We start from the raw sequence: 25,506 nt of genomic DNA on the forward strand, positions 1-25,506 counted from the left end.
CTTCGGGTGTGGGCACGGGGGCGGATTTCAAGATGGGCAGGCGATAGGCCAGTGGGCGAAATTGCACTCCGACCCCGGTTTTCCCCATCATCGCCAGCCCCGTCGTCCGCGCCGCGCCATGCCCCGACCGCTCCCTCCCTCGTCCCGCAACGCCGGCGCCGGCCAGGTGCGCATCGTCGGCGGGCGCTGGCGCAACACGCGCCTGGCCGTGCCGGACGTGGCCGGCCTGCGGCCCAGCAGCGACCGGGTGCGCGAGACCCTGTTCAACTGGCTGACCGGGCAGTTGGCCGGGGCGCGGGTGCTGGACCTGTTCGCCGGCACCGGGGCGCTGGGGCTGGAGGCGCTCTCGCGCGGGGCGGCCGGCGCGGTGCTGGTCGAACGCGACCCGGCCGCGGCCCGCCAGCTGGCGCAGACGGTGACAAGGCTGCAAGCCGACGACATCGCCCAGGTGGTGCAGGGCGACGCGCTGGCCTGGCTGGAGGGGCAGCCGGACGGCGGCTTCCAGATCGCCTTCCTCGACCCGCCGTTCGCCGACGGGCTGCATGCGCGCGTGCTGGAACGCCTGCCGCGGCTGCTCGCGCCCGACGCCTGGCTGTACCTGGAGGCCCCGCTCGAGCAGGCGCCGGCGCTGCCGCCCGGCTTCGTCCTGCATCGCGAGGGTCAGACCCGCCAGGTCCGCTATGCGTTGGCGCGCGCGCCCGGCTGAACGAGCGCTGCTACACTCGGCCCGCGAATTTCCACGGGTTTTGCAGCATGAGCGTGTCGCCCATCCGGACGGCGGTCTATCCGGGCACCTTCGATCCGATCACCAATGGTCATCTGGACCTGATCGACCGCGCCGCGCCGTTGTTCGAGCGCCTGGTCATCGGCGTGGCGGCCAGCCAGAAGAAGGGCCCGGCACTGCCGCTGGAGCAGCGCGTGGAACTGGCGCGCGCCGCCACCGCGCACCACCGGCACGTGGAGGTCATCGGCTTCGACAGCCTGCTGGCCGATTTCGTCGCCCAGGTCGGCGGGCGGGTGCTGCTGCGCGGGCTGCGCGCGGTGTCCGACTTCGAGTACGAGTTCCAGATGGCGAGCATGAACCGGCATCTGATCCCCGAAGTGGAAACGCTGTTCATGACCCCGGCCGAGCAATACGGCTTCATTTCCTCGACCCTGGTGCGCGAAGTGGCGCGCCTGGGCGGCGACGTGTCCGGCTTCGTGCCGGCCTCGGTCGCCAAGGCGCTGCAGGACGTGCGCCGCGCTTCGCTTTCCCCCGCCCCTTGAACCGAACGATCCAACCGGAGACTGCACCATGAAGTCCACCAACCGCCTGCTCCTGGCCGCCTGCCTGGGCATGAGCCTGACCCTGGCCGCGTGCAAGAAGGAAGACGCGCCCGCGCAGCCGGCCGAGGCCGCCGCGATGACCGCGCCGACCACCAGCGACGACGCCGCGTGGAAGAAGTACCTGCAGGACGTCGTGCCGCGCAACATGGGCAACATCTCCAATCCGCCGATCATGTACTACCTGCCGGCCGAGACCGACCCGGACTTCCAGGGCAAGTACGACCGCCTGGCCGAGCAGGTCAGCAATGCCGCCCAGCGCGGCGTGACCTCCGGCAACATGGTGGCCTTCGGTTCGCCGGTCAGCGCCAAGATGGCCGACCTGATCGTGGCCTCCTTCGGCAAGGCCGCGGCCGGCTCGTTCAAGGGCGCGCGCGTGCTGTTCGTCGGCGCCGCCGCCGACAACGACCGCGTCAAGGCTGCGGTCGCCCCGACCGGCGCGGATTACGTGTTCGTCGAAGCGAAGTGATCCGACGACGCGGCCGTGCCTGGCACGGCCGCGGTTTTGGGTAGCGGAGGAGGCGATGCCTCCTCTTTTGCTTTTGGTGGGGCAGGGGTGCCGTCGTCGGCGCCAAAGCGCGCCTCCAGCGTTGCCTTTGCGGTTGTCCTGCGTGCTTGCGTTCGAGCGGGCCGCGATCTGAGCAACCCCCTCCCGGCCTCCCACTGCTGCGCAAGCGGAGGGGCGGAGCATGGCCAGCGTGTCGTCAGCGGGACGGTGCACCGCGGTCCGTGGCGCGGCCTGGGCGCGGACCTGGGGGATAATGCGGGTTCCCATCGCTCCGTGCCCGCCGCGCCCAACCGCCTTCCATGTCGCTGAAGATCAACTCCCTGTGCGTCAACTGCGACGTCTGCGAGCCGGCCTGTCCCAACCAGGCCATCGCGATGGGCGAGGAGATCTATGTCATCGACCCGGCGCGCTGTACCGAATGCGTGGGCCATTTCGACGAGCCGCAGTGCGTGGTGGTGTGCCCGGTGGAGTGCATCGATCCCGACCCGGCGTATCCTGAAAGCCGGGAGGACCTGCTGGCCAAGCTCCAGCGCCTGCAGGGTGAATGATCCGATTCCTCAACCCCTTGGAGAGCGCGTGAAACGTTCGAGCCTGTTCGCCGTCGCCCTGACGGTCCTGTTGCCGGTCGCTGCCAGTGCGCAGCAGGCCACCCATCCGCCCGGCGCGGCGATCGCCTCCGGCCACAAGCTGGCCACCGAGGCCGGCCTCGAGATCATCCGCCAGGGCGGCAACGCCTTCGACGCGGCGGTGGCGGTTTCCTCCACCCTGGGCGTGGTCGAGCCGATCAGCTCGGGGCTCGGCGGCGGCGGGTTCTTCCTGCTGCACGACGCGAGCACCGGCCAGGACACGATGATCGACGCGCGCGAGACCGCGCCCGAGTCGGCCTCGCCGGACAAGTATCTAGACAAGGACGGCAAGCTCGACCAGTCCAAGTCGATCAACGGTCCGTGGTCGGCCGGCATCCCCGGCCTGCCGGCGGCGCTGGTGGAACTGGCCGAGAAGCACGGCAAGCTGCCGCTCAGGCAGTCGCTGGCGCCGGCCATCCGCATCGCCACCGAAGGCTTCCCGGTCTACGACCGCATGGCCCGCGGCTATGCCCAGCGCGCCAAGGAGATGGAGAAGTATCCCGGCACGCGCGAGGTCTACCTGCGCGGCGGCAAGCCGATCCAGACCGGCGAGATCTTCAAGCAGCCCGAGCTGGCCCATACCCTGACCCTGCTGGCCGAGAAGGGCCGCGACGGCTTCTACAAGGGCGAGACGGCCAGGAAGCTGCTGGCCGGCGTCAAGGCCGCCGGCGGCCAGTGGACGGCGCAGGAGCTGGCCGGCTACCAGGTCAAGACGCGCGCGCCGATCCAGTTCGACTACAAGGGCTGGAAGATCACCACCGTGCCGCCGCCGTCCTCCGGTGGCATCGCGCTGGCCGAGATCCTGCAGATCGTCGAGGGCTACGACCTCAAGGCGATGGACCCGGCCCACCGCACCCACCTGGTGGTCGAGGCCATGCGCCGCGCCTACCGCGACCGCACCTTCTTCCTGGGCGATCCGGATTTCACCACCATTCCGCAGAAGGTCCTGCTGAGCAAGGACTACGCGCTGGGGCTGCGTTCGACCATCAACCCGGACAAGGCCACGCCCAGCGATCTGCTCTCGGGCAACCCGACGCCGCTGGAAGACGACGAGACCACGCACTTCTCGATCATCGACGGCCAGGGCAACCGCGTCGGCGCGACCCAGACGGTCAACCTGCTGTACGGCTCGGGCCTGATCCCCAAGGGCACCGGCGTGCTGCTCAACGACGAGATGGACGACTTCGCGCTCAAGCCCGGCACGCCCAACGCCTTCGGCGTGATGGGCTACGAGGCCAACGCGCCCAAGCCGGGCAAGCGCCCCTTGAGCTCGATGACGCCCACCTTCATGGAGAACGCCGACAAGACCATCGTGCTGGGCACGCCGGGCGGCAGCCGCATCATCACCATGGTGCTGCTGGGCATCCTGGGCTACGACGATGGGCTGAGCGCGCAGCAGGTCGCCGCGTTGCCGCGCTACCACCATCAGTGGCTGCCGGATGTCATCGACGCCGAGACCGGTACCTTCTCGGCGGAGACGATCAAGGCGCTGGAGGCGATGGGCCACAAGGTCGAACAGCCCGGAGACGAGGCCGCCGGCGGTCGCGGTTCCAGCCACGTCTGGGGCAACCTGCAGACGGTGGAATGGGATCGCAAGACCAACACCCTCAGCGGCGGCAGCGACCCGCGCAATCCGGTCGGCGCCGCGGAGATCCTGACCACGACGGCGCCCTGAAGATCGGCGACGTCGTGCGATGAGGAAGGCGACGCGGCTGCGTCGCCTTCTTCGCTTCCGGCGCGCGAGGCGCCGTGCAACACAGCCTTCGGGAGGAGGCAGGCATGAAACTCTGGTCGATCCTGGGCAATTCGCAGAAGCTCGATGGCGGGGCGATGTTCGGCAACGCGCCGCGCGCGCTGTGGGCGCGCTGGGTGGAGCCCGATGCGGGCAACCGCATCGCCCTGGCCTGTCGCGCGCTGCTGGTCGAGGACCTCGACGGCAGGACGGTGCTGTTCGAGACCGGCATCGGCGCGTTCTTCGAGCCGAAACTGCGTGAGCGCTATGGCGTGGTCGAACCGGAGCATGTGCTGCTCGACTCCCTGGCGCGCGCCGGCTTCTCGCACGAGGACATCGACGTGGTGGTGCTGAGCCACCTGCACTTCGACCATGCCGGCGGCCTGTTGGCGCCGTGGCAGGAAGGCCGGCCCCCTGCGCTGCTGTTCCCCAAGGCGACCTTCGTGGTCGGCGCGGCGCACTGGCAGCGGGCGCGGGCGCCGCATCCGCGCGACCGGGCCAGCTTCATCCCCGAGCTGCCCGGCCTGCTGGAGGCCAGCGGCCGGCTGGAGCTGGTGGAGGGCCCGCATGCGCGGGCGCTGGGCGAGGCGGTGCGCTTCACCTTCAGCGATGGCCACACGCCCGGGCTGATGCTGGCCGAGATCGTCGGCGCGCAGCGCGACGCGCAGGGACGGGCGCACGGCGGGGTGGCCTTCTGCGCCGACCTGATCCCGGGGCGCTTCTGGGTGCACGTGCCGATCACGATGGGCTACGACCGCAATGCCGAACTGCTGATCGACGAGAAGCGCGCCTTCCTGGACGATGCGCTGGCGCGCGGGGTGCGGCTGTTCTTCACCCACGACACCGACTGCGCCCTGGCCCAGGTCACCCGCGACGCGCAGGGCCGCTTCGGCACCGCGCACGAGGTGGCCGAACTCCACGCCAGGCCGCTGGCGGCCTGAGCCGCAAGTGGACGCTCCCGGTGGGAACCCGCTCGGGGCTGCACGGGCGGGTGCTGTTTGGTGGGAGCCGCCATGGCGACGATGAGGATTTACCGGTAAAGCCCATCGCCGCCATTGGCCAAAAAGGCCACAAGGGCGGCTCCCACACTTGTCTACCTTGTCCGCGCCGCCTGGGCGCGAATCACTAGCTCTTCTTGAGACAGCTGGACATGAAGGTCTTGCGCGCGTCGCCGGCGAGCTTCTTCGCCGAGGCGTCGGCGTTGCAGGACTTCATGCGCTCCTGCGGCGTGGCGGCGGCCGCGGCCGGCTTGGCGCTCAGGCAGGCCTTCTGCGCCGCCTTGTAGTCCTCGCCCTTCTTGCCCTTGTTCTGGGCCGAGCACTCGGCCATGCGGGTCTGGGAACTCGATTGCGCGGCAAGGGCATTGGCGCTCACGGCGCCGGCCAGCAGCGCGCAGGCCAGCAGGATCGAACGGGTCATGGCGTGGCTCTCCGAAAGGGAAGATGGGTGACGCGGGCGGATCCTACGCCCGGCCCCGGTGCCGATGTGTGGCAGCGCTGCGACATGGGGCAGGGAGGGCTGAGCGGCGTTCAGCCACCTGTTTCCTGCTCGGCGGGAGCCGCCCTTGTGGCCTTTTCGGCCAATGGCGGCGATGGGGCCTTCCCGGCAAAGCCCCATCGCCGCCGTGACGGCTCCCACGGGGCAGGTGCCCGGCCGGGCCGCCGGTCAGCCCACGCGCGTGCCGAAGATGCGGTCGCCGGCGTCGCCGAGGCCCGGCAGGATGTAGCCCTTCTCGTTGAGATGGTCGTCGATGGCGGCTGTGTAGACCTCCACGTCCGGGTGCGCGGCCTCCAGGGCCTTGAGGCCCTCGGGCGCGGCGACCAGGAAGATGCCCTTGATGCGGCGCGCGCCGGCGCGCTTGAGCATGTCGATGGTGGCGATCAGCGTGCCGCCGGTGGCCAGCATCGGGTCCAGGATCAGCGCGTCGCGCTCTTCCAGGCGGCCGGTCAGGCGCTCGAAGTAGGGCACCGGCTGCAGGGTCTCCTCGTCGCGCTGCAGGCCGACCACGCTCACGCGCGCGGCCGGGATCAGCGCCAGCACGCCGGGCAGCATGCCCAGCCCCGCGCGCAGGATCGGCACCAGGGTGATCTTGGCGCCGGCGATCTTCTGCACCTCCACCGGGCCGGCCCAGCCCTGCATGGTCTCGGTCTCGGTGTGCAGATCGGCGGTGGCCTCGTAGGCCAGCAGCGTGCCCAGTTCGGTGACCAGCTCGCGGAAGCCCTTGGTGCTCAGGGACGCATCGCGCAGCAGGCCGATCTTGTGGCGGACCAGGGGGTGGCGGACTTCGACGGTTTTCATGTGTGGCAGTGAGCGAAGGCGGGCGGGCCAGTGTGCCGCATCGCCCGCGTACTGGCCCAGTCGCGGGCGCGTCGGGGCCTCCCGGCGCTGCGCGCCGGAAGGTGACCGCCCCGTCACTTTGCCGCATGTGTCACGGTGCGGAAATCTGGTCGCAATACCGTGCCGCCCCATCTTTGTTCGTTGGGGAACGACACACCGTGTTGACGCGCCATCGCCTCGCCTGCGCCATCTCGCTCACCCTGTCCGCGCTGGTGGTCCCGCCCGTGCTGGCCGGTTCCGCCGCCGATGCTCCGGCCGCGTCCGCGCCTGCGGCCGAGGCCACCACGCTGGACCGGCTGGTGGTTCGCCCACAGCTTGAGGCGCAGGTCCGCGCGATCGACCTCAAGCGCGACAGCAACGCCATCCTCGACGCGGTCGCCGCGGACGATGTGGGCGACTACCCCGACCAGAACGTGGCCGAGTCGGTCTCGCGCCTGCCGGGCGTCAGCGTCACCCGCGACCAGGGCGAGGGCCGCTACGTGGTCGTGCGCGGCCTGGACGCGGCGCTCAACAGCGTCACCATCGACGGCATTGCCATCGGCACGACCGAGAGCGACAACCGCGCCACGCCGCTGGACCTGATCCCGTCCGATTCGACCGAACGCCTGAAGGTCGTCAAGTCGCCGACGCCTGACATGCCGGGCGATTCGATCGGCGGGGCGATCGAGGTCGAATCGGCCTCGGCCTTCGACCGCGAGGGCCGCAGCCTGCGCGGCAGGCTCGAGGCCGATCACCAGCAGCTCAGCGGGCATACCAGCCCGCGGGCCGCCTTCAACTACAGCGAGCGCTTCGCCGAGGACACCTTCGGCGTGGCGCTGGGCCTGAACTACCAGAACCGCAGGTTCGAGTCGGACAACACCGAAGGGGAGTACGACGCGCTGGACAACGGCGACTTGTTCATGGTCCAGCAGCAGCGCCGCAAGTACTCCATCGAGCGCAAGCGCTGGGGCGCCAACCTCAACCTGGACTGGCGCCCTGACACGGACAACCGCTATTACCTGCGCACGCTCTACAGCGACTACCAGGATGCCGAGACCCGGCAGAACACCGTCATCGACTTCGACCCGGACACCGTCGTGGCCCGGGGCGACGGCACCTACCTGGCGCCGGTGGACGACCTGAGCAAGCGCGTGCGCTTCCGCACCAAGAAGGAGAACACCGCCGCCGCCAGCTTCGGCGGCGAGAACCGGCTGAGCGGTGCGGTGCTGGACTACCAGCTTGGCTACACCAAGACCGAGGAGCGCGTGCCCGACGAGCAGGAGGCCCGCTTCAAGATCACCAAGGCTGCCAAGAAGGGGCTGACGGCCAGCATCGACCAGACCGACCGCCTGCCGGACATCGACTTCTCCAGCGAGCGCTGGGCCGACAACGCCAACTACGCCTTCAACAAGTGGGTGCTTTCGCCGGGCAGCACGGACGACAAGGAGGTCAGCGCCAAGATCAACGCGCGCTTCGACGGCGACCACGCCAGCTACAAGCTGGGCCTGCTCGGTCGTTTCCGCGACCGCGATGTGGACAAGAACGAGCCTGAGCTGTCCAAGGGCCCGGCCATCGACCCGACCACGTGGACGGTCGCCGCGCCGGAGCATCGCCACAACAGCCTGGGCCAGGCGCTGAGCTCCTCGGCCATGCGTGCGTACTGGGCGCAGAACGGCGCGCGCTACAGCGTTGCCGACGGCGATGTGGCCAGCAACGCGATCGCCGCGCTGGCCGAGGACTACACCTCCAAGGAAGACATCCTGGCCGCCTACGCCATGGGCACCTGGGACATCGGCGCGCTGCGCGTGATCGCCGGCGTGCGCGCGGAGAACACCAGCTTCACCGCCACCGGCAACCGCATCGAGATCCAGGACGACGGAACCTTCGCCACGTCGCTGAAGGCGCACCGCAGCTACACCAACGTGCTGCCGGGTCTGCACCTGCGCTGGGACGGCGGTGAGGGCTGGACGCTGCGCGCGGCGTTGAACAAGACCGTCTCGCGGCCCGGGTTCGGCCAGATCGCCCCGCACGCGACGATCAACCGCGACGACGAGGAGGTCGAGCTGGGCAATCCCGACCTCGATCCCTACGTGTCGACCAACCTGGACCTGTCGTTCGAGAAGTACCTGGGGCAGAGCGGCATCGTTTCGCTGGGGCTGTTCCGCAAGTGGATCGACGGCTATATCGTCGACACGGTCAGCAACAACGACCCGGCCTACGCCGGCTTCGACGTCACGCGCGCCATCAACGGCGACAACGCCAAGGTGCTGGGCGCCGAGTTCAACTACCAGCAGCAGCTCGACTTCCTGCCCGAGGGTTGGAACGGCCTGCTGGTCGGTGCCAGCGGCACCTGGCTGGATACCGACTTCGATCCTGGCGTGGCCACGCGCCAGGGCGAGGACTTCATGCTGCCGCGCGCCTCCCGTCATGTGTACAGCGGCTACCTGGGCTACGAGAAGTACGGTGTGTCCGCGCGCGTGTCGGCGGTGTACCGCAGCGCGTACCTGGACGAGCTCGGCGGCTCGGCGCCATACGATATCTACGTGGCCCCGAACACGCAGCTGGACTTCGGCCTGGACGTGCAGCTGAGCGACAGCGTGCAGCTGTTCTTCGATGCCTCCAATCTGCTGGACAAGCCGCTGGAGCGCTACCAGGGCGATCGCGCCCATACCCAGCAGTTCGAGGAATACGGCCGCAGCTTCGCGGTCGGCCTGAAGGTGAAGCTGTGATGGCCGCCGTCCGCCTGCCGCGCGGCGCGGCCGCGCTGGCGATCGCGTGCGCGCTGCTGTCGGCCTGCGACCCAGCGCCGGTCGCAGCGCCTGCCGCCTCCGCGCCGCCAACCACGTCCGCGACAAGCGACCGCGAACCCGACGAAGCCGGCACCGGCGATCCACTGCTGGCCACGGCCAACGTGCCGCACCAGGTGGTGACCGAGGCCTTCGTCACCGCCGCCACGCCGCAGGACAATCTGGATTCGCCGGCGGTGTGGGCCGCCCCGGATGGCGCGCGCTGGGTCATCACCACCGCCAAGAAGACCGGTGAGCTGGTGGTGTTCGACGGCGACACCGGCAAGCGTCTGCGCACCGTCGCCGCCAAGGGCGCCGCGCCGGGCCAGCTGGATCGGCCCAACGGGGTGTCGGTGGTGGGCGACCTGGCGCTGGTGGTCGAACGCGACAACCACCGCGTGCAGGCGTTCTCGCTGCCGGACTTCAAGTCGGTGGCGGTGTTCGGCAGCGAGGAGCTCAAGAAACCCTACGGCCTGTGGGCGCACCCCAAGGACGAAGGCATCGAGGTCATCGTCAGCGACAACTACATGCTGGGCGCCGACGAGGACACCGTGCCGCCGCTGGCGCAGCTGGGGCAGCGCTTCCGCCGCTACCAGCTCAGCCGCGAAGGCGGGCAGTGGCAGGCGACCCTGCGCCAGACCTTCGGCGACACCGCGCAGGAGGGCGCGATCCGCATCGCCGAGTCGGTCTATGGCGACGCGGACAACGACCGCCTGCTGCTGGCCGAGGAGGACGTGCCCACCGGCACGCGCCTGCGCGAGTACCGGCTCTCCGACGGCACCTACACCGGCCGCGACATCGGCGCGGGGCTGTACAAGGCGCAGGCCGAGGGCATCGCGCTGCTGGCCTGCGCGGATGGCGGCGGCTACTGGATCGGCACCGACCAGTTCAAGGACCGCAGCCTGTTCCATGTGTTCGATCGCAGGACGCTGCGGCACCTGGGCGCCTTCGCCGGGCAGGTCACGGCCAACACCGACGGGGTGTGGATGGACGCGCGCGGCGATGCGCGCTTCCCGCAGGGCGCGTTCTATGCGCTGCACGACGACCAGGCGGTGGCCGCGTTCGACTGGCGCGACATCGCCAAGGCGCTGGCGCTGCCGGCCTGCAAGTCCTAGCGTCCTGTCGTATCGGCTTTCTTCGAAAGGAGCAGCGGTCCAGCGGGCAGTGGCCGCTTGTCCCTCGATCGGGGCTGCCCTGATTCGGGCGCTCGGGGTCCGCCCGCCGGCCCGCTGCCGCGCGCGCCCTGCCTGGGGCGTCGGGTCGAACGTCGCAAGAAACCCCGATCCATCCGTCGAAGTGCCAGACAAGAAGGCCCGCTTGCGCGGGCCTTCCTGCTGCATCGGGCCTGGCGGATCAGGCCGCCTGCGCCTGCTGCTGGCGCGGCCCCTCGCGCAGGGCCTGGCCGACCATCGACACCAGTAGGTCCAGTTCGTCCGCATCCATCAGGAAATGCGGAGTGAAGCGCAGCGAGTTGGCGCCGCCGTGGATCACGTTGAGTCCGCGCATGCGCAGCCATTCCTCGGTCGAGCCGGCGCCGTAGCACTTGAACTGCGGCGCCAGTTCGCACGAGAACAGCAGGCCGGTGCCCTGCACGTTGGTGATCAGCCCGCCCAGTTCGGCCCGGAGCTGTTCAAGCTTGGCCACGGCCTGCGCGCCGCGCGTGCGGATGTTCTCGCGCACCTGCGGGGTGAGCAGGGCCAGCGTGGCGCAGGCGGTCTCCAGGGCGCGCGGATTGCTGGTCATGGTGTTGCCGTACACGCCCTTGCGGTACAGGCGCGCGGCGTGCTCGGTCACCGCCAGCACCGACAGCGGGTACTGGGCGGCGTTGAGCGCCTTGGAATAGGTCTCCATGTCCGGCGCTTCCAGGCCCTCGAAGCCCGGGTAGTCCACCACCGACAGCACGCCATGCGCGCGCAGGCCGGCCTGGATCGAGTCGACCAGCAGCAGGCTGCCGTGGGCGCGGGTGAGCTCACGCGCGGCGGCGTAGAAGGCCGGCGGCAGCGCGCGGCCCGGGTCGCCTTCGCCCATGACCGGCTCCAGGAACACCGCCTCGATGAACCAGCCGTTCGCCTGCGCATCGGCGAACACCTTGCGCAGGGCCGCCTCGTCGTAGGGCGGCACGGCGATCACCGAATCCTCGCCGCGATAGCTGGCCAGGTGCTGGGTATAGGCCTTGCGGCTGGAATCCGAGTACAGCCCGGGGCGGTCGGTGCGCCCGTGGAAACTGCCCTTGACCACCACGCGCTTGATGGTGGCGCCGGCGTGGCGCGCGCCCGGGTCGGTCATCAGCTTGGCGTTGATGTCGGCGATGCGCGCGGCCAGGCCGACCGACTCCGAACCCGAGTTCAGGCACAGGAACTTCGCGTACGGGCAGCCCTCGGCGCGGGTGTGGCCGATCTCGGCGCGCAGGGCCGCATCGAAGCGCAGCTGCGAGAGGCTGGGCGTCATGATGTTGGCCATCGCCTGCGGCTGGGCCATGGCCGCCAGCACCGCATCGGGCGTGTGGCCGAAGCCGATCATCCCGTAGCCGCCGGCGTCGTAGAGCACCGCACCCTTCAGCGTGACCACCCAAGGGCCGCACGCGGCCAGGGCGATATAGGGGTTCACCGCATCGTCGGCATAGAAGTTGACGTAGCCCGCCTGCACGCGCGCGACCTGGTCGGCCTCGTCCAGGTCCAGCAGCGCATCGAACGTGTCCTCCAGCGCGGCGAACTGCGCGGCGGCCGCGGCGATGGCGCGGCCCAGGTCCGGGTGGCCGGGCGCCAGTCGCGCCAGGGTGGCCTCGTCCAGGCCTTCGGTCTGGCGGGCGCCGGCACGGGCGCGCAGCGGGGCGAGGGGAGCGGTCACGGACATCGGCAGGTCTCCTTGGGCGAACGGACGGAATGACGCAGCGCAGCAGCGCGAAGCGCCAGGGGACACACGGGTATGGCTGCATTATTGGAGCAACGACCGTCGATTCGACAGGTATGATCCTGGCGAATCCACTGGTTTTTTCGTCGTATCGACGATGGGAGCTGCGCACAATGGCGATATCCGCCCCCGATCAGGCCCTGCTGGCCCTGCTGCGCGAGGACGCGCGCGCGCCGGTGGCCGAACTGGCCCGCCGCCTGGGCGTGTCGCGCACCACCGCGCAGAGCCGGCTGGAGAAACTGGAGCGCCAGGGCGTGATCGCCGGCTACACCGTGCGCCTGCGCGACGACGTGGAGCACGGCCATATCCGCGCCCACATCCTGATCACCGTGCGGCCCAAGCAGATGGTCGCCGTGACCAATGCGCTGCGGGCGATGGCCCAGGTGCGTGCCCTGCATTCGGTCAGCGGCCCGCACGACCTGATCGCCATCGGCATGGCGCCCACGGTGGGCGAGATGGACGAGCTGACCGACCGCATCGGCGCCATCGACGGCGTCGAGCGCACCACTTCCTCGATCGTGCTGTCGACCAAGTTCGAGCGCTGAGGCGTCCTGTCGCGCGACGCGCCGCACGGCTGGGGTCGCGCGGAAACCCCAGGCTGTCATCCCGCCTGATCATGTTCAGCACCTCCCCGTGCTGCGTCGCACCTCGATTTGACAGGCCCGCCCGCGGTAGGGACCATTCGCGCAAGGCTTGCCGATTCCCCCGTGGAAGGACCCCATGACGCGCACCCAGCCCCGCTTGTTTGCCGCGCCCGCGCTGTTGTTCGCCCTGGCGGCCTGTTCTCCTTCAGATTCAAGGACCGATATGAATGCTGTGACCTCCCCGACTGCCGATCACGGCGGCACCCTTGCGTCCGCGCGCAATCCCGCGCCCAAGGATGCCTACCGCATCACCATGACCATCAAGGATGCCCCGGGCCCCTTCGCCTGGATGAAGGCGCTGGCGCAGTACGACGTGGTCAACAAGGAGTGCCTGAGCCCACCCAAGGACAATCCCGGTGGCCGCACCGCCCCTGTGCCCACCGACGATGTCGAGATCCCGCTGCAGAAGGTCTCCGACACCGAGTATGTCGGAACGGTCTATGCCGACCAGATGCTCGACCAGGACTACACCGGGCGCGGCGTCTGCCACTGGAAGCTGATCCAGTTCCGGGTGCATATGAAAGCCACCGGTGCGCACGCCGAGACGTTGTTCATTCCGAGTATTCCCGACGACAAGCTGTTGGCCGGCTCGCCCGAGAACGTGTACTTCAACCGGGTTACGTACCCTGAAGCAGAGGGGGTCGAGGACTACCCCGATACGGGCGGTGGCCGATCGGACTATGGTCCGTCGGTTCAAGACCAGGATCTGTTCACGGTGACATTTACGCCAGTCAAGGATGACGCGAAATGAAGACGATGCAGAGCCAGCAGTACGCCGATCTCGCGGATTTCAGCTACGGCCGGGATCAGAAGGGTAATGAGAAGATCGATATCGCCTCGCTGGTGGGTAAGTCGGTCACCATGCCGGACGGGACGCATTACAAAATACTGGCCTATGTCGACAAGCCGTCTGGCTATCAAGGCACCATCTTCCAGCGGGAAGATACCCACGAAATCATCGTGGCCCATCGCGGAACCGAGTTCACGCGGGAGCCGCTCAGAGATGGCTTGCTAACTGACGGCGGCATGGTCTTCAGCCGGGCAAACCAGCAGGCTGCCGACGCGATCGCATTAACGGGCAGGGCGCTCGACCTCGCCGAGATGGATGCGAAGAAGCGCCATGAGAAGGTGCCCGAAGTCACCGTCACCGGCCACTCCCTCGGCGGCACGCTGGCGCAGATCACCGCGCACCACTTCGATCTGCGCGGCGAGGCCTTCAACCCCTATGGCGCCGCCAGCCTGGGACTGCGGATTCCCGAGGAAGCCACGCCGAAATTCATCAATCACGTCATGGCGGCCGACGTGGTCAGCTCGGCCAGCCCGCACTACGGGCAGGTCCGCATCTACGCCAAGGCTTCTGAGATCACGCAGCTGCGCGTGGCCGGCTATCGGGACGGCGTGATCGCCGACGCGCTGACACCGGATCATCCGATCGCGGCGTCGGTGAACACCTCGCACATGATGCACAACTTCCTCAACGTCGACGGCAACTACAAGCCCGACGTGTCGGCGCTGGGCGATCCGGCGGCGCGGACGCGGGCGCGCGAACACGAGCACATGATCGAAGGCTACCGGAGCGATATCCGGGCGATCCGCCGCGGCGCGAGCGCGTTGGGCGATGCAGGCGAGATCCTCCGAGGCCCCGGTCCTGCCGTCGACCGGATCCGCGAACTCATCGAGCCGTCCCTGCCCGCGGGCGAGCCCGCGCGCCGGGAGCAGCATCGCCAGCACGGCGCCTCGCTCGCGCCTGGCGCGGTGCCGCTGCCCGACATGCGCGACCCGGGTCACCCGGCCAACGGTCGCTACCAGCAGGCCTACGCCGGGGTCGTGCAGATCGACCAGGGCATGGGTCGCGCGCCCGACGGCAGCAGCGAGCGCCTGGCCGCGGCGCTGACCGCGGCCAGTCCGCACCTGTCCTCGATCGCGCAGGTGGGGTTGAGCCAGGACGGCAGCCGCGCGTTCGCCGTGGAGGCGTCCAACGGCCCGGCCGAGGCGCGCCAGCGGGCGCAGGTGGAAGTGGCCAGCGCCGTGCAGCGTCCGGTGGAGGCCAGTACCGCGCAATGGCAGCTGGCCGCCGATCAGCTGGCCCAGACCAATGCGCGCCAGCAGGCGCAGGAACGCGCCAATCCGGTCGTCCAGGGCCCGGTGATGGGCTGAGCCGACGGGCCAGGCTCGCCCCGTGAACGGGCGAGCCCTCCGCCCGGGCCCGGGGGTCGCGACGCAGGCCCGCTAGAATACGCGGCTGCCCCGAAGCCGGTTGCCCGCGTTGAAGAAGTCCGATTTCCACTACGACCTGCCGCCCGAGCTGATCGCCCAGGCGCCGCTCCCCGAGCGCTCCGCCAGCCGTCTGCTGGTGGTGCCGCCTGGCGATTCGCCGCTGGCCGACCTGCACGTACGCGACCTGCCGGGCCAGCTGCGCGCCGGCGACCTGCTGGTGTTCAACGACACCCGCGTCATTCCGGCGCGGCTGTTCGGACAGAAGGACACCGGCGGGCGGGTCGAGATCCTGATCGAGCGCCTGCTGCCGGACAACCGCGCCCATGCGCAGATCGGCGCCAGCAAGTCGCCCAAGCCGGGCGGCCGCATCGCGCTGGACGCCGGCGGCCACTGCGAGGTGCTGGGCCGCGAGGGCGAGTTCTACGAACTGCGCTTCGAGGTCGGCGACGCGCTGGACAGCTGGCTGCTCAGGGCCGGGCGCATGCCGCTGCCGCCATACATCACCCGTGAGCCGGGGCAGGACGACGACGAGCGCTACCAGACCGTGTTCGCGCGCGAGCTGGGCGCGGTGGCGGCGCCGACCGCGGGCCTGCATTTCGATGAGGCGCTGCTGGAGCGGCTGAAGGCCCAGGGCGTGCAGTTCGGCCACATCACCCTGCACGTGGGCGCCGGCACCTTCCAGGCGATGCGCGTGGACGACGTGCGCGAGCACCGCATGCACAGCGAGTGGCTCAACGTCGGCGCCGAGCTGGTGCAGCAGATCCGCCGCACCCGCGCCGCCGGCGGGCGGGTGGTCGCGGTCGGCACCACGGTCGTGCGCGCGCTGGAAAGCGCCACGCGCGAGGGCCAGCTGCAGCCCTTCGCCGGCGAGACGCGCATCTTCATCTTCCCCGGCTACCGCATCACCAGCGTCGATGCGCTGATCACCAACTTCCATCTGCCCGAGAGCACGCTGCTGATGCTGGTCTCGGCCTTCGCCGGCAAGGCGCGCATCCTGCAGGCCTACCGACATGCGGTGGAGCAGGGCTACCGGTTCTTCTCCTACGGCGACGCCATGCTGCTGTTCCCGCAGGCGCAGGAGGTGCCGGCATGAGCCGCATGGACTTCGCGCTCAAGGCCACCGACGGCAACGCCCGTCGTGGCCAGCTGAGCTTCCCGCGCGGCACCGTGCAGACGCCGGCGTTCATGCCGGTGGGCACCTATGGCTCGGTCAAGGGCGTGTTCCCCGAGCACATCAGGGACCTGGGTGCGGAAATCATCCTGGGCAACACCTTCCACCTCTACCTGCGCCCCGGCCTGGAGGTCATCGGCCAGCACGGCGGCCTGCATGGTTTCGCGCGCTGGGACAGGCCGATCCTGACCGACTCGGGCGGCTTCCAGGTGTTCTCGCTGGCGCACCGGCGCAAGATCACCGAGGCGGGGGTGACCTTCGCCTCGCCGACCGACGGCGCCAAGGTGTTCCTGGGCCCGGAGGAGAGCATGAAGATCCAGCGCGTGCTCGACTCGGACATCGTGATGATCTTCGACGAATGCCCGCCGGTGAACGTGGACGGCAAGCCGGTCGACAAGCGGGTGGTGCACAAGTCGATGGAGCTGTCCCTGCGCTGGGCGCGGCGCTCGCGCGAGGCGCACGACGCGCTGGGCAACGACGCGGCGCTGTTCGGCATCGTCCAGGGCGGCGTGCACGGCGATCTGCGCTCGCAGTCGGCCCAGGGCCTGCAGGACATCGGCTTCGACGGCTACGCCATCGGCGGCCTTGCCGTGGGCGAGACCGAAGACGAGCGCAACGCCATGCTCGACCACCTGCACCCGCAGCTGCCGGGCGACAAGCCGCGCTATCTGATGGGCGTGGGCCGGCCCGAGGACCTGGTCGAGGGCGTGGCGCGCGGCGTGGACATGTTCGACTGCGTCATGCCGACCCGCAACGCCCGCAACGGCCACTACTTCACCCGCTTTGGCACGGTGCGCATCCGCAACAGCAGGTACGAGCACGACCTGGACGTGATCGAGCCCGGCTGCGGCTGCTACGCCTGCCGCAACGGCTTCACCCGCAGCTATCTGCGCCACCTGGACCGCTGCAACGAGATGCTCGGGCCGATGCTCGGCACCCTGCACAACCTGTGGTACTACCAGTGGCTCATGGCGCAGATGCGCCAGGCCATCGAGCAGGGGCGGTTCCAGGCCTTCCGGGCGGACTTCTACGCGCAGCGCGGCGTGCCCGTGCCGGCGTGACCGGATTGTCACCGCGCACGTCCGGGAACCTTTGCCCGGTCGGCGCTGTCGGATCGCTGCACGATGCGGGGAGTTGGGCGAATCGCGCGTACGCCGGCCTTGCGGCCACGGCGTGGCGGCCACATGGCATAATTCCCGGCTGCTTTCGGCCCAACCATGGACCTTGTTGACATGAATCTGCTCGATTTCCTGATCCCCGCCGCCCACGCCCAGGCCGCCGGCGCGCCCGCCCCGCAGGGCGGTGGCCTGTCGATGCTGGTGTTCCCGATCGTCCTGATCGCGGTGATGTACTTCGTGATGATCCGCCCGCAGATGAAGCGCCAGAAGGAGCACAAGGCCCTGCTGGACAAGCTCTCGCGCGGCGATGAGGTCATCACCTCTGGCGGCATCGCCGGTACGGTGGCCGAGATCGGCGACAACTTCGTCACCGTTGAAGTCGCCGACGGGGTCAAGGTGCGGGTGCAGAAGGGCGCGGTCGGCAACGTGCTGCCCAAGGGCACCCTGAAGTCCGCCGTCTGAACCACCCGTTCCACCCGACGGACCGCCTGGCGCGGTCCGTCTTGCTGTCCAACGCCGTGCCGGCGGCCCCACGAACCGGGGCCGGTGTCCACAGGTTCGATCAACCAAGTGCGCGCCTGCTCGGCGCGGGTGCCAAGCAATGCTCGAGTTTCCCCGCTGGAAATACGTCCTGATCCTGGTGGTGCTGGTGGTGAGCGCGATCTACGCGCTGCCCAACATCTATCCCCAGGACCCTTCCGTGCAGATCACCGCCAGCCGTGGCGCGGCCATCGACGACGCCCTGCGCGCCAAGGTCGATGAGACGCTCAAGGCCGCGGGCGTCACGCCCAAGCAGATCGAGAAGCGCGACGGCGACCTGCTGGTGCGCCTGTCCACGCCCGAGGCCCAGGCCAAGGCCAACGATGCGCTGCGCGAGTCGCTGGGCGAGAACTACACCCCGGCGCTGAACCTGGCATCGACCGTGCCGGCCTGGCTGTCCGGGCTGCACGCCAAGCCGATGGTGCGCGGTCTGGACCTGCAGGGGGGCGTGCATTTCACCCTGCAGGTGGACCAGAAGGCCGCGCTGGACAAGCGCGTGGAGGCCTACGCCGAGGACGCCCGCGTCGCGCTGCGCGATGCCAAGATCCGCGTCGATTCGGTGCTGCGCGGCGCCAACAACACCATCGTGGTCAACGTCGCCGACGGCCAGAGCGCCACCGCCGCGCGCGATGCGCTGATGAAGGTGCTGGCGCCGGCCAACGCCACCGCCTCGGGCGCGCTGGTCGGCGCCTCGGCGCTGACCTACGACGTGCAGGGCCAGCGCATCGTCATCGGCCTGCCGGAGAGCGAGCTGACCCGGATCTCCGGCGATGCGATCCAGCAGAACATCGCCACCCTGCGCAATCGCGTCAACCAGCTCGGCGTGGCCGAGCCGGTGATCCAGCAGCAGGGCAGCGACCGCATCGTGGTCGAGCTGCCGGGCGTGCAGGACACCGCCGCGGCCAAGCGCATGATCGGCGCCACGGCCACCATCGAGTTCCGCGCCGTGGTCGAAGGCGATGCGCTGGAGGCCATGCGCACCGGCAACGTGCCGCCGGAGGCCAAGCTCTACCAGCTGCGCGACAACCGTGGCCCGGTGCTGCTCAACAAGCGCGTGCTGGCCTCGGGCGACCAGATGGTCAACGCCGTCTCCAACGTCGACCAGAACGGCCAGCCGGCGGTGGACATCACGCTCAACAGCGTCGCCGGCCAGCGCATGTTCGACTTCACCAGCGTCAACGTCGGCAAGCGCATGGCGGTGGTCTACATCGAGCGCATTCCGGAAGTGAAGGTGGTCGATGGCAAGGAAGTGCGCAGCGTGCGCGTGAGCGAGGAGGCGCTGCAGCCCTCGACCATCAACGGCGTGTTCAGCAACAAGTTCCAGACCACCGGCCTGACCAAGGACGAGGCCGACAACCTGGCCAAGCTGCTGCGCGCAGGGTCCCTGGCCGCGCCGATGAGCTTCGTCGAGGAATACGTCATCGGCCCCAGCCTGGGCGCCGAGAACGTCGAGCGCGGCATCAAGGCGGTGGTGTACTCGTTCCTGTTCACCCTGGTGTTCTTCACCATCTACTACCGCGTGTTCGGCGCGATCACCTCGGTGGCGCTGCTGTTCAACCTGCTGATCGTGGTGGCGGTGATGTCGATCTTCGGCGCGACCATGACCCTGCCGGGCTTCGCCGGTCTGGCGCTGTCGGTAGGCCTGTCGGTGGACGCCAACGTGCTGGTCAACGAGCGCATCCGCGAGGAACTGCGCCTGGGGGTGCCCGGCAAGAAGGCCATCGCCGAGGGCTACGAGCGCGCCAGCGGCACCATCCTGGACGCCAACCTGACCGGCCTGATCGTGGGCGTCGCGCTGTTCGCCTTCGGCACCGGCCCGCTGAAGGGCTTCGCGCTGACGATGATGATCGGCATCATCGCCTCGATGTTCACCGCCATCACCGTTTCGCGCGCGCTGGCCACGCTGATCTACGGTCGCCGCAAGAAGCTCAACTCGGTCGCGATTTAAGGCGAGTCCCTCGCAAGAGCCCGCACCAGTACGCGCGTCCTGCGCAAAAGCCCGCACACCCGTGTGCGGACTTCTCAAGGAAAAACGTGGCATGAAACTGTTCCCGCTGCACATCGTCCCCAACGACACCAAGATCGACTTCATGCGCCCGCGCAAGCCGGTGCTGGTGCTGATGGTGGTGCTGCTGATCGCCTCGCTGGCCATCATCGGCCTGAAGGGCTTCAATTACGCGCTGGAGTTCACCGGCGGCACCGTGGTGCGCGCGCACTTCGAAAAGCCGGTCGACGTGGACCAGCTGCGCACGCTGCTGGACCAGAACGGCTTCGACAACGCCCAGGTGCAGAACGTGGGGGGCGCCAACGACGTGATGGTGCGCCTGCAGCCGCACGGCGAGCACAACAACGACGAGAACGCCGGTCGCGCCGTGGCCGAGTCGGTGCGCAAGGTCGTCACCAGCGATGCCAATCCGGCCACCGTGCAGCCGGGCGAGTTCGTCGGCCCGCAGGTGGGCAAGGATCTGGCCAAGAACGGTCTGTACGCGACCATCTTCATGCTGGCCGGCTTCCTGATCTACATCGCGTTCCGCTTCGAGTGGAAGTTCGCGGTGGTCGCCTCGCTCACCGCGTTCTTCGACCTGATCCTGACGGTGGCCTACATGTCGCTGCTGGGCCGCGAGTTCGACCTGACGGTGCTGGCCGGTCTGCTGTCGGTGATGGGCTTTGCGATCAACGACATCATCGTGGTCTTCGACCGTGTGCGCGAAAACTTCCGCAGCCTGCGCGTGGAGCCGCTGGAAGTGCTCAACCGTTCGATCAACCAGACGCTCTCGCGCACGGTGATCACGGCGGTGATGTTCTTCCTGTCGGCGCTGGCGCTGTACCTGTACGGCGGCCGTTCGATGGAGGGTCTGGCCGAGACGCACATGGTCGGTGCGGTGATCGTGGTGGTCTCCTCGGTGATCGTGGCGGTGCCGCTGCTGAGCATCGGGCCGTTCAAGGTCACCAAGCAGGATCTGCTGCCCAAGGCCAAGGACGTGGAGGCGTTGGCGCGCCGACCCTGAGCGCTGTTGCCGCTTTCGACTTTGGCAAAGGCCGCGCTTTCAGTGCGGCCTTTGTTTTTGGATTCTTTGCGCGATCGCTGTGGGAGGCGCTTTGGCTTCGGAGGGGCAGCGGTCCGGCGGGCGGTGGCCGCTTGTCCCTCAATCAGGGCATCCTGCCCTGATTCGGGCGCTCGGCGTCCTGCCTCGCTCGTCGCGGCCCCCGCCCGCCGGACCGCTGCCTCGCGCGTCATGTCATAGGGCTTCGGTTTGCGCTCACCCCTTTCGATGCGAGCGAAGGAGCGGGGGAGGGAACCGAGCGCGATCAGCGACGGAAAGGTGTCGACTTGGTGCTTCCTTCCTTGCGCGCAGCTCAGGGGAGGGAGGGGAATGGCGGGGTCGTGGCCTTCCCGGGCATGCCACCGTAGCAAGAGCAAAAGCATCCTCCCAGTCGCTAAGTCGCGACTTCGAGCTCCCCTTCGCCTACGGCGAGAGGGAGGAGGAGCGCTTTGGCAAACGCCTTCGGGTCGAAGGACCCCTGATCTTTTGAGGTTGGGGGCGAAGTGCGATCTCCGACCAGAGCCCATGTCGTCTGCAGGTTTCGTGTCCGCGTTCCGGCGAGGTGCCCTGTTGGTGGGCCGGCTTGTGCGTGCCGGGGCGGCTTTGCATCGCCGATGCGGTTGCGGGCCTACACTCGCCGGCATCCGAAACGAAAGGGAGGGGCAGGGCATGGGCAGATTCTCCGCAATGGTGCTGGTCGCCACGACGCTGCTGGCGGCCGCGCTGCCGGTGGCGGCCAGGGAGGTGGCCAGGCCGGTGCAGTGGAAGGTCGGCGATCAGGCGTTTTCCGGCGTGCTGGTCTACGACGACGCTGGCAAGGCCAAGCGGCCGGGCCTGGTGATGGTGCCGGACTGGATGGGGGTGACCGACGCGGCGGTCGACCGGGCGCGCGAGGTGGCCGGCGACGATTACGTGGTGCTGGTGGCCGATGTCTACGGCACCGGCGTGCGGCCGAAGAACGCCGAGGAGGCGGGCAAGCTGGCAGGCGGCCTCAAGAGCGATCGGCCGGCGCTGCGCGCGCGTGTGCGCAAGGCGGTGGAGGTGCTCAAGGCACAGGCCGGCGCGGCACCGCTGGATAGCGCGCGGATCGGCGCCTTCGGCTTCTGCTTCGGCGGCACCACGGTGCTGGAGCTGGTGCGCGGCGGCGATGCGCTGGCGGGCGTGGTGACCTTCCACGGCGGGCTCGAGCCGGGCAGCACGCCGGCCAAGCCGGGTTCGGCGAAGACGCCGGTGCTGGTGCTCAACGGGGCGGACGACCGCGGCGTGTCGGCGCAGAGCATCGCCGACTTCCGCAAGGAGATGGACGCGGCCGGCGCGGACTGGCAGTTCGTCGATTTCAGCGGCGCGGTGCACTGCTTCGCCATCCCCGGTGCGAACAGTCCGCCCGGCTGTGTCTACAACGCGCGCGCGGCCAAGCGCGCCTACCGGATGGCGCAGGACTTCTTCGAGGAAGTGTTTTCGAAGCGGGAGTGAGCGAAGAAGCGTGAGGCGTGATCGCGCGCGGACACGCGGCCGCTTTCGCTCACGCCTCGCTTCCTGGTCTCAGTGGCGCCGTTCGACCGCGTAACGGGCCAGGCCACGCAGTGCGGCCACGGCGTCGTTCTCCGGCAGGCCTTCCAGCGCGGCTTCCGCGGCGCTGGCGTACTCGGCGGCGCGGCGCTGGCTGTAGGCGATGCCGCCGGTGGCGTGGATCGCCGCCAGCACTTCGGGCATGGCGTCGGTCTGGCCGTCGGCCACGATCTGGCGCAGGCGCGCCTGGGTGGTCGCGTCGGAGTGGGCGATGGCGTGGATCAGCGGCAGGGTGGCCTTGCCCTCGGCCAGGTCGTCGCCCAGGTTCTTGCCCAGATCGCTTGCATCGGCGGTGTAGTCCAGCACATCGTCGGCGATCTGGAAGGCATAGCCCAGCTGCATGCCGTAGTCGTACAGGCGCTGCTGCAGGGCGGCGTCGGCGCCGGAGGCCAGCGCGCCCAGCTGGGTGCCGGCGGCGAACAGCACCGCGGTCTTGCGCTCGATCACGCGCAGGTAGGCGGCCTCGTCGGTGTCGGGGTTGTGCACGTGCAGCAGCTGCAGCACCTCGCCCTCGGCGATGCGGTTGGTGGTGTCGGCCAGGATGCGCATCACGGCCATGCGGTCCAGTTCGACCATCAGCTGGAAGCTGCGCGAATACAGGAAGTCCCCGACCAGCACGCTGGGCGCGTTGCCCCACAGCGCATTGGCGGTGCTGCGGCCGCGGCGCAGGTCCGATTCGTCCACCACGTCGTCGTGCAGCAGGGTCGAGGTGTGGATGAACTCGACGATGGCCGCCAACTGGTGGTGCTCCGGGCCGGCGTCCGCGCCGCAGGCGCGGCCGGCCAGGGCGACCAGCATCGGCCGCAGGCGCTTGCCGCCGGCGGAGATGATGTGGTCGGCGATCTGGTTGATCAGCACCACGTCCGAGGCCAGGCGACGGCGGATCAGGGCGTCGATGGCCGCCATGTCCGGCGCGGCGAGGGACTGGATCTGCGGCAGCGCCAGGGCGGCGGAGGGGAGCTGAACGGCGGACATGCGGCCTGGGAGTTCCAAGGAGAACGGCGATTATAGGTGGGCCGGGGTGAGTTCCGGTCGGCGATGTCCTACACGTGGGCGCGGGGTTTTCCGGTAGACCGGACGGGCCGGCTATAATCCACTGTCCGCAGCCCGCATTCGGCGGGCGCTTCGCAACCGGACGAATCCTCATGGCACGCGGCATCAACAAGGTCATCCTGGTGGGCAACCTGGGCAACGACCCGGACACCAAGTACACGCAGGGCGGCATGGCCGTCACCCGGATCAGCCTGGCGACCACCAGCGTGCGCAACGACCGTGAAGGCAACAAGCAGGAGCGCACCGAGTGGCACCGCGTGGTGTTCTTCGGCAAGCTCGGCGAGATCGCCGGCGAGTACCTGCGCAAGGGTTCGCAGGTCTACGTCGAAGGCGAGATCCGCTACGACAAGTACACCGGCCAGGACGGCGTGGAGAAGTACACCACCGACATCGTCGCCAACGAGATGCAGATGCTCGGCGGCCGCGGCGAAGGCGGCGGTGGCATGGGCGGCGGCGACCGTCCGCAGCGCGCGCCGCGCCAGGAGTACGGCGGCGGCGGTGGCGGCGGTGGTCAGCGCGGCGGCGGCGACAACTACGGTGGTGGCGGTGGTGGTGGCTACGGCGGCGGCCAGCAGCAGCCGCGTCGCCAGGCCCCGGCCCAGCAGCCGGCGCCGATGGACGACTTCGCCGACGACGACATCCCGTTCTAAGCCTTGCTCGTACGGCTGCATCGACAAGCGTCCCGGTAGGCCTGCGCGCCTTCCGGGATTTTTTTCGCCCTGACGCCGCGGACCGGCGACTTCGGGCCAGCGGCCGGCGCGTGGTTGGTTCCGCGCCTTCCCGCCTTGATCGTCCGCTCAGACCTTGAGCCAGCGCGCGGAGAGGGCGACGCCGATCAGAAGCGCGGCCACGCCCATGAAGGCGCCCGCCAGGCCGACGCCGTGCGCCGCGAATCCGATCAGCGCCGGACCGGCCAGGACGCCGGCGTAGCCGAGCGTGGTCACGGCGGTGATCGCGATGCTTTCCGGCATCCGCTCCTGGTTGCCGGCCAGGGAGAACAACGCCGGCGCGATGTTCGCGCAGCCCAGCCCCAGCAGGACGTGACCCACCAGGGACGCCTGCCAGGGCGTCACCCAGGTCAGGACGATGAAACCGAGACTGGCCAGCAGCGCGCCCACTGCGATGGCGCGAATGCGCCCCAGGCGCTCGACCACCGAATCCCCGAACAGGCGCGCCACGGTCATGGTCAGGGCGAAGGCGACATAGCCCAACCCCGCCATCGCCGGCTCGACCTGGCGGACGTCGGCCAGGAACACCGCGCTCCAGTCCAGCATCGCCCCTTCGGCCATGAAGACGACGAAGGCCAGGATGCCCAGGAACAGGACGATGCCCCTCGGCCAGGCGAGCAGGGGCCCGGCCTGCTGCAGGGCCTCGGTGCGCCAGTGCTTCAGCGACAGCGCCGCGATCGCCGCCGCCGCGACCACGCCGGCCACCGCGGCGGTGGCCGGGCCGATCTGCGCGGACAGCAGGACGGTCATCGCCGCGGCGCCGACGAAGCCGCCGATGCTGAAGAACGCGTGGAAGCCGGACATCATCGCGCGCCCCGCCTCGCGCTCCACGACCACGGCCTGCATGTTCATGGTGCAGTCCATCGCGCCCACGCCGGCGCCGAACACGAACAGGGCGCCGCCGAGCAGCCAGGGGTTGCTGGTGATGGCCAGCAGCGGAAGGCTGGCGCAGATGAGCGCCGTCGTGGCGATCATGACGCTGCGACAGCCCAGGCGCGCGGCCAGGGCGCCGGAGAGGGGCATGGCGATGAGCGAGCCGGCGCCCAGGCACAGCAGGATCAGGCCGAGCACGCCGTCGTCGACGCCGGTGCGCGCCTTGGCGAAGGGCACCAGCACCGCCCAGACGGCCATGGCGAATCCGGGAATGAAGAAGGCGGCGCGCGTGGCGTGCTGCTGCGCGCGGGCGCTGGAGGCGAGGACTGTGGACATGGCGCGGGCGCT

23 protein-coding genes are annotated in these 25,506 nt (G+C 69.4%); 18 read left to right on the plus strand and 5 right to left on the minus strand.

The genetic code is table 11. The features are described 5' to 3' along the window. The first annotated feature begins 118 nt into the window (after positions 1-118). From rsmD to LAJ50_RS07410, 6 genes are all read left to right on the plus strand, one after another. A complete protein-coding gene (gene rsmD, locus LAJ50_RS07385; protein ID WP_138654127.1) occupies positions 119-706 on the plus strand; it encodes a 16S rRNA (guanine(966)-N(2))-methyltransferase RsmD in 588 nt (195 codons plus the stop codon). Between the two features lie 47 nt (positions 707-753). Next, a complete protein-coding gene (gene coaD / locus LAJ50_RS07390) occupies positions 754-1,266 on the plus strand; it encodes a pantetheine-phosphate adenylyltransferase (protein WP_130551787.1) in 513 nt (170 codons plus the stop codon). Positions 1,267-1,294: 28 nt separating this feature from the next. Continuing rightward, positions 1,295-1,792 (plus strand): hypothetical protein, encoded by a 498-nt coding sequence (locus LAJ50_RS07395; RefSeq protein WP_130551788.1) that lies wholly within the window; start codon positions 1,295-1,297, stop codon positions 1,790-1,792. A 338-nt stretch (positions 1,793-2,130) separates the two neighbouring features. Next, positions 2,131-2,379, plus strand: a complete 249-nt coding sequence (locus LAJ50_RS07400) for a YfhL family 4Fe-4S dicluster ferredoxin (RefSeq protein ID WP_130521133.1) — start codon at positions 2,131-2,133, stop codon at positions 2,377-2,379. Positions 2,380-2,422: 43 nt separating this feature from the next. Then, on the plus strand, positions 2,423-4,132 hold the full coding sequence (gene ggt / locus LAJ50_RS07405) for a gamma-glutamyltransferase (protein ID WP_224096552.1): 1,710 nt from the start codon (positions 2,423-2,425) through the stop codon (positions 4,130-4,132). Between the two features lie 104 nt (positions 4,133-4,236). Further along, positions 4,237-5,130, plus strand: a complete 894-nt coding sequence (locus tag LAJ50_RS07410; RefSeq protein WP_138654131.1) for an MBL fold metallo-hydrolase — start codon at positions 4,237-4,239, stop codon at positions 5,128-5,130. A 184-nt stretch (positions 5,131-5,314) separates the two neighbouring features. Here the strand turns inward: LAJ50_RS07410 and LAJ50_RS07415 are convergent, their stop codons facing one another. Further along, entirely contained in the window at positions 5,315-5,608 is a 294-nt protein-coding gene (locus LAJ50_RS07415) for a PsiF family protein (RefSeq protein WP_138654133.1), read from the minus strand. 246 nt (positions 5,609-5,854) lie between these two features. Beyond that, positions 5,855-6,487, minus strand: coding sequence for a uracil phosphoribosyltransferase (gene upp, locus LAJ50_RS07420; RefSeq protein ID WP_130521125.1), 633 nt, complete (start codon positions 6,485-6,487; stop codon positions 5,855-5,857). 266 nt (positions 6,488-6,753) lie between these two features. Here upp and LAJ50_RS07425 point away from each other — a divergent pair, with 266 nt between their 5' ends. After that, on the plus strand, positions 6,754-9,234 hold the full coding sequence (locus tag LAJ50_RS07425; RefSeq protein WP_224096553.1) for a TonB-dependent receptor: 2,481 nt from the start codon (positions 6,754-6,756) through the stop codon (positions 9,232-9,234). Further along, positions 9,234-10,406, plus strand: coding sequence for a phytase (locus LAJ50_RS07430; RefSeq protein ID WP_224096510.1), 1,173 nt, complete (start codon positions 9,234-9,236; stop codon positions 10,404-10,406). The genes LAJ50_RS07425 and LAJ50_RS07430 overlap by 1 nt, the downstream gene beginning before the upstream one ends. Positions 10,407-10,644: 238 nt before the next feature. On the opposite strand, the gene LAJ50_RS07435 is transcribed toward LAJ50_RS07430, so the two are convergent. Beyond that, positions 10,645-12,144 (minus strand): aminotransferase class III-fold pyridoxal phosphate-dependent enzyme, encoded by a 1,500-nt coding sequence (locus LAJ50_RS07435; RefSeq protein ID WP_130551794.1) that lies wholly within the window; start codon positions 12,142-12,144, stop codon positions 10,645-10,647. Positions 12,145-12,314: 170 nt separating this feature from the next. Between LAJ50_RS07435 and LAJ50_RS07440 the strand changes: the two genes are divergently transcribed. The 9 genes from LAJ50_RS07440 (at position 12,315) to LAJ50_RS07480 (ending at position 22,408) form a co-directional block, all read left to right on the plus strand. Then, positions 12,315-12,746 (plus strand): Lrp/AsnC family transcriptional regulator, encoded by a 432-nt coding sequence (locus LAJ50_RS07440; RefSeq protein WP_130551795.1) that lies wholly within the window; start codon positions 12,315-12,317, stop codon positions 12,744-12,746. Positions 12,747-12,921: 175 nt separating this feature from the next. Further along, on the plus strand, positions 12,922-13,596 hold the full coding sequence (locus LAJ50_RS07445; protein WP_130551796.1) for a hypothetical protein: 675 nt from the start codon (positions 12,922-12,924) through the stop codon (positions 13,594-13,596). Continuing rightward, positions 13,593-15,002: an XVIPCD domain-containing protein gene (locus tag LAJ50_RS07450; RefSeq protein WP_130551797.1), complete on the plus strand. Its 1,410-nt coding sequence runs from the start codon at positions 13,593-13,595 to the stop codon at positions 15,000-15,002. Before LAJ50_RS07445 ends, LAJ50_RS07450 begins: the two co-directional genes overlap by 4 nt. A gap of 109 nt (positions 15,003-15,111) precedes the next feature. Beyond that, entirely contained in the window at positions 15,112-16,155 is a 1,044-nt protein-coding gene (gene queA, locus LAJ50_RS07455; protein WP_138654137.1) for a tRNA preQ1(34) S-adenosylmethionine ribosyltransferase-isomerase QueA, read from the plus strand. Continuing rightward, the gene (gene tgt / locus LAJ50_RS07460) at positions 16,152-17,294 is read left to right on the plus strand and encodes a tRNA guanosine(34) transglycosylase Tgt (RefSeq protein WP_138654139.1); all 1,143 of its coding nucleotides are present in this window, start codon (positions 16,152-16,154) and stop codon (positions 17,292-17,294) included. Before queA ends, tgt begins: the two co-directional genes overlap by 4 nt. Positions 17,295-17,465: 171 nt before the next feature. Beyond that, on the plus strand, positions 17,466-17,813 hold the full coding sequence (gene yajC, locus LAJ50_RS07465) for a preprotein translocase subunit YajC (RefSeq protein ID WP_130521110.1): 348 nt from the start codon (positions 17,466-17,468) through the stop codon (positions 17,811-17,813). 139 nt (positions 17,814-17,952) lie between these two features. Then, entirely contained in the window at positions 17,953-19,839 is a 1,887-nt protein-coding gene (gene secD / locus LAJ50_RS07470) for a protein translocase subunit SecD (RefSeq protein WP_138654141.1), read from the plus strand. Between the two features lie 91 nt (positions 19,840-19,930). Further along, the gene (gene secF, locus LAJ50_RS07475; RefSeq protein WP_130551801.1) at positions 19,931-20,899 is read left to right on the plus strand and encodes a protein translocase subunit SecF; all 969 of its coding nucleotides are present in this window, start codon (positions 19,931-19,933) and stop codon (positions 20,897-20,899) included. A gap of 723 nt (positions 20,900-21,622) precedes the next feature. Next, a complete protein-coding gene (locus tag LAJ50_RS07480) occupies positions 21,623-22,408 on the plus strand; it encodes a dienelactone hydrolase family protein (protein ID WP_224096554.1) in 786 nt (261 codons plus the stop codon). 69 nt (positions 22,409-22,477) lie between these two features. Here the strand turns inward: LAJ50_RS07480 and LAJ50_RS07485 are convergent, their stop codons facing one another. After that, positions 22,478-23,479, minus strand: coding sequence for a polyprenyl synthetase family protein (locus tag LAJ50_RS07485; protein WP_138654145.1), 1,002 nt, complete (start codon positions 23,477-23,479; stop codon positions 22,478-22,480). 170 nt (positions 23,480-23,649) lie between these two features. Here LAJ50_RS07485 and LAJ50_RS07490 point away from each other — a divergent pair, with 170 nt between their 5' ends. Beyond that, entirely contained in the window at positions 23,650-24,207 is a 558-nt protein-coding gene (locus LAJ50_RS07490; protein WP_138654147.1) for a single-stranded DNA-binding protein, read from the plus strand. A 147-nt stretch (positions 24,208-24,354) separates the two neighbouring features. Here the strand turns inward: LAJ50_RS07490 and LAJ50_RS07495 are convergent, their stop codons facing one another. Then, positions 24,355-25,494, minus strand: a complete 1,140-nt coding sequence (locus LAJ50_RS07495) for an MFS transporter (protein WP_138654149.1) — start codon at positions 25,492-25,494, stop codon at positions 24,355-24,357. Positions 25,495-25,506 lie beyond the last annotated feature (12 nt).

Origin of the sequence: Pseudoxanthomonas sp. X-1, assembly GCF_020042665.1 — a bacterium.
GTDB lineage: Bacteria > Pseudomonadota > Gammaproteobacteria > Xanthomonadales > Xanthomonadaceae > Pseudoxanthomonas_A > Pseudoxanthomonas_A spadix_A.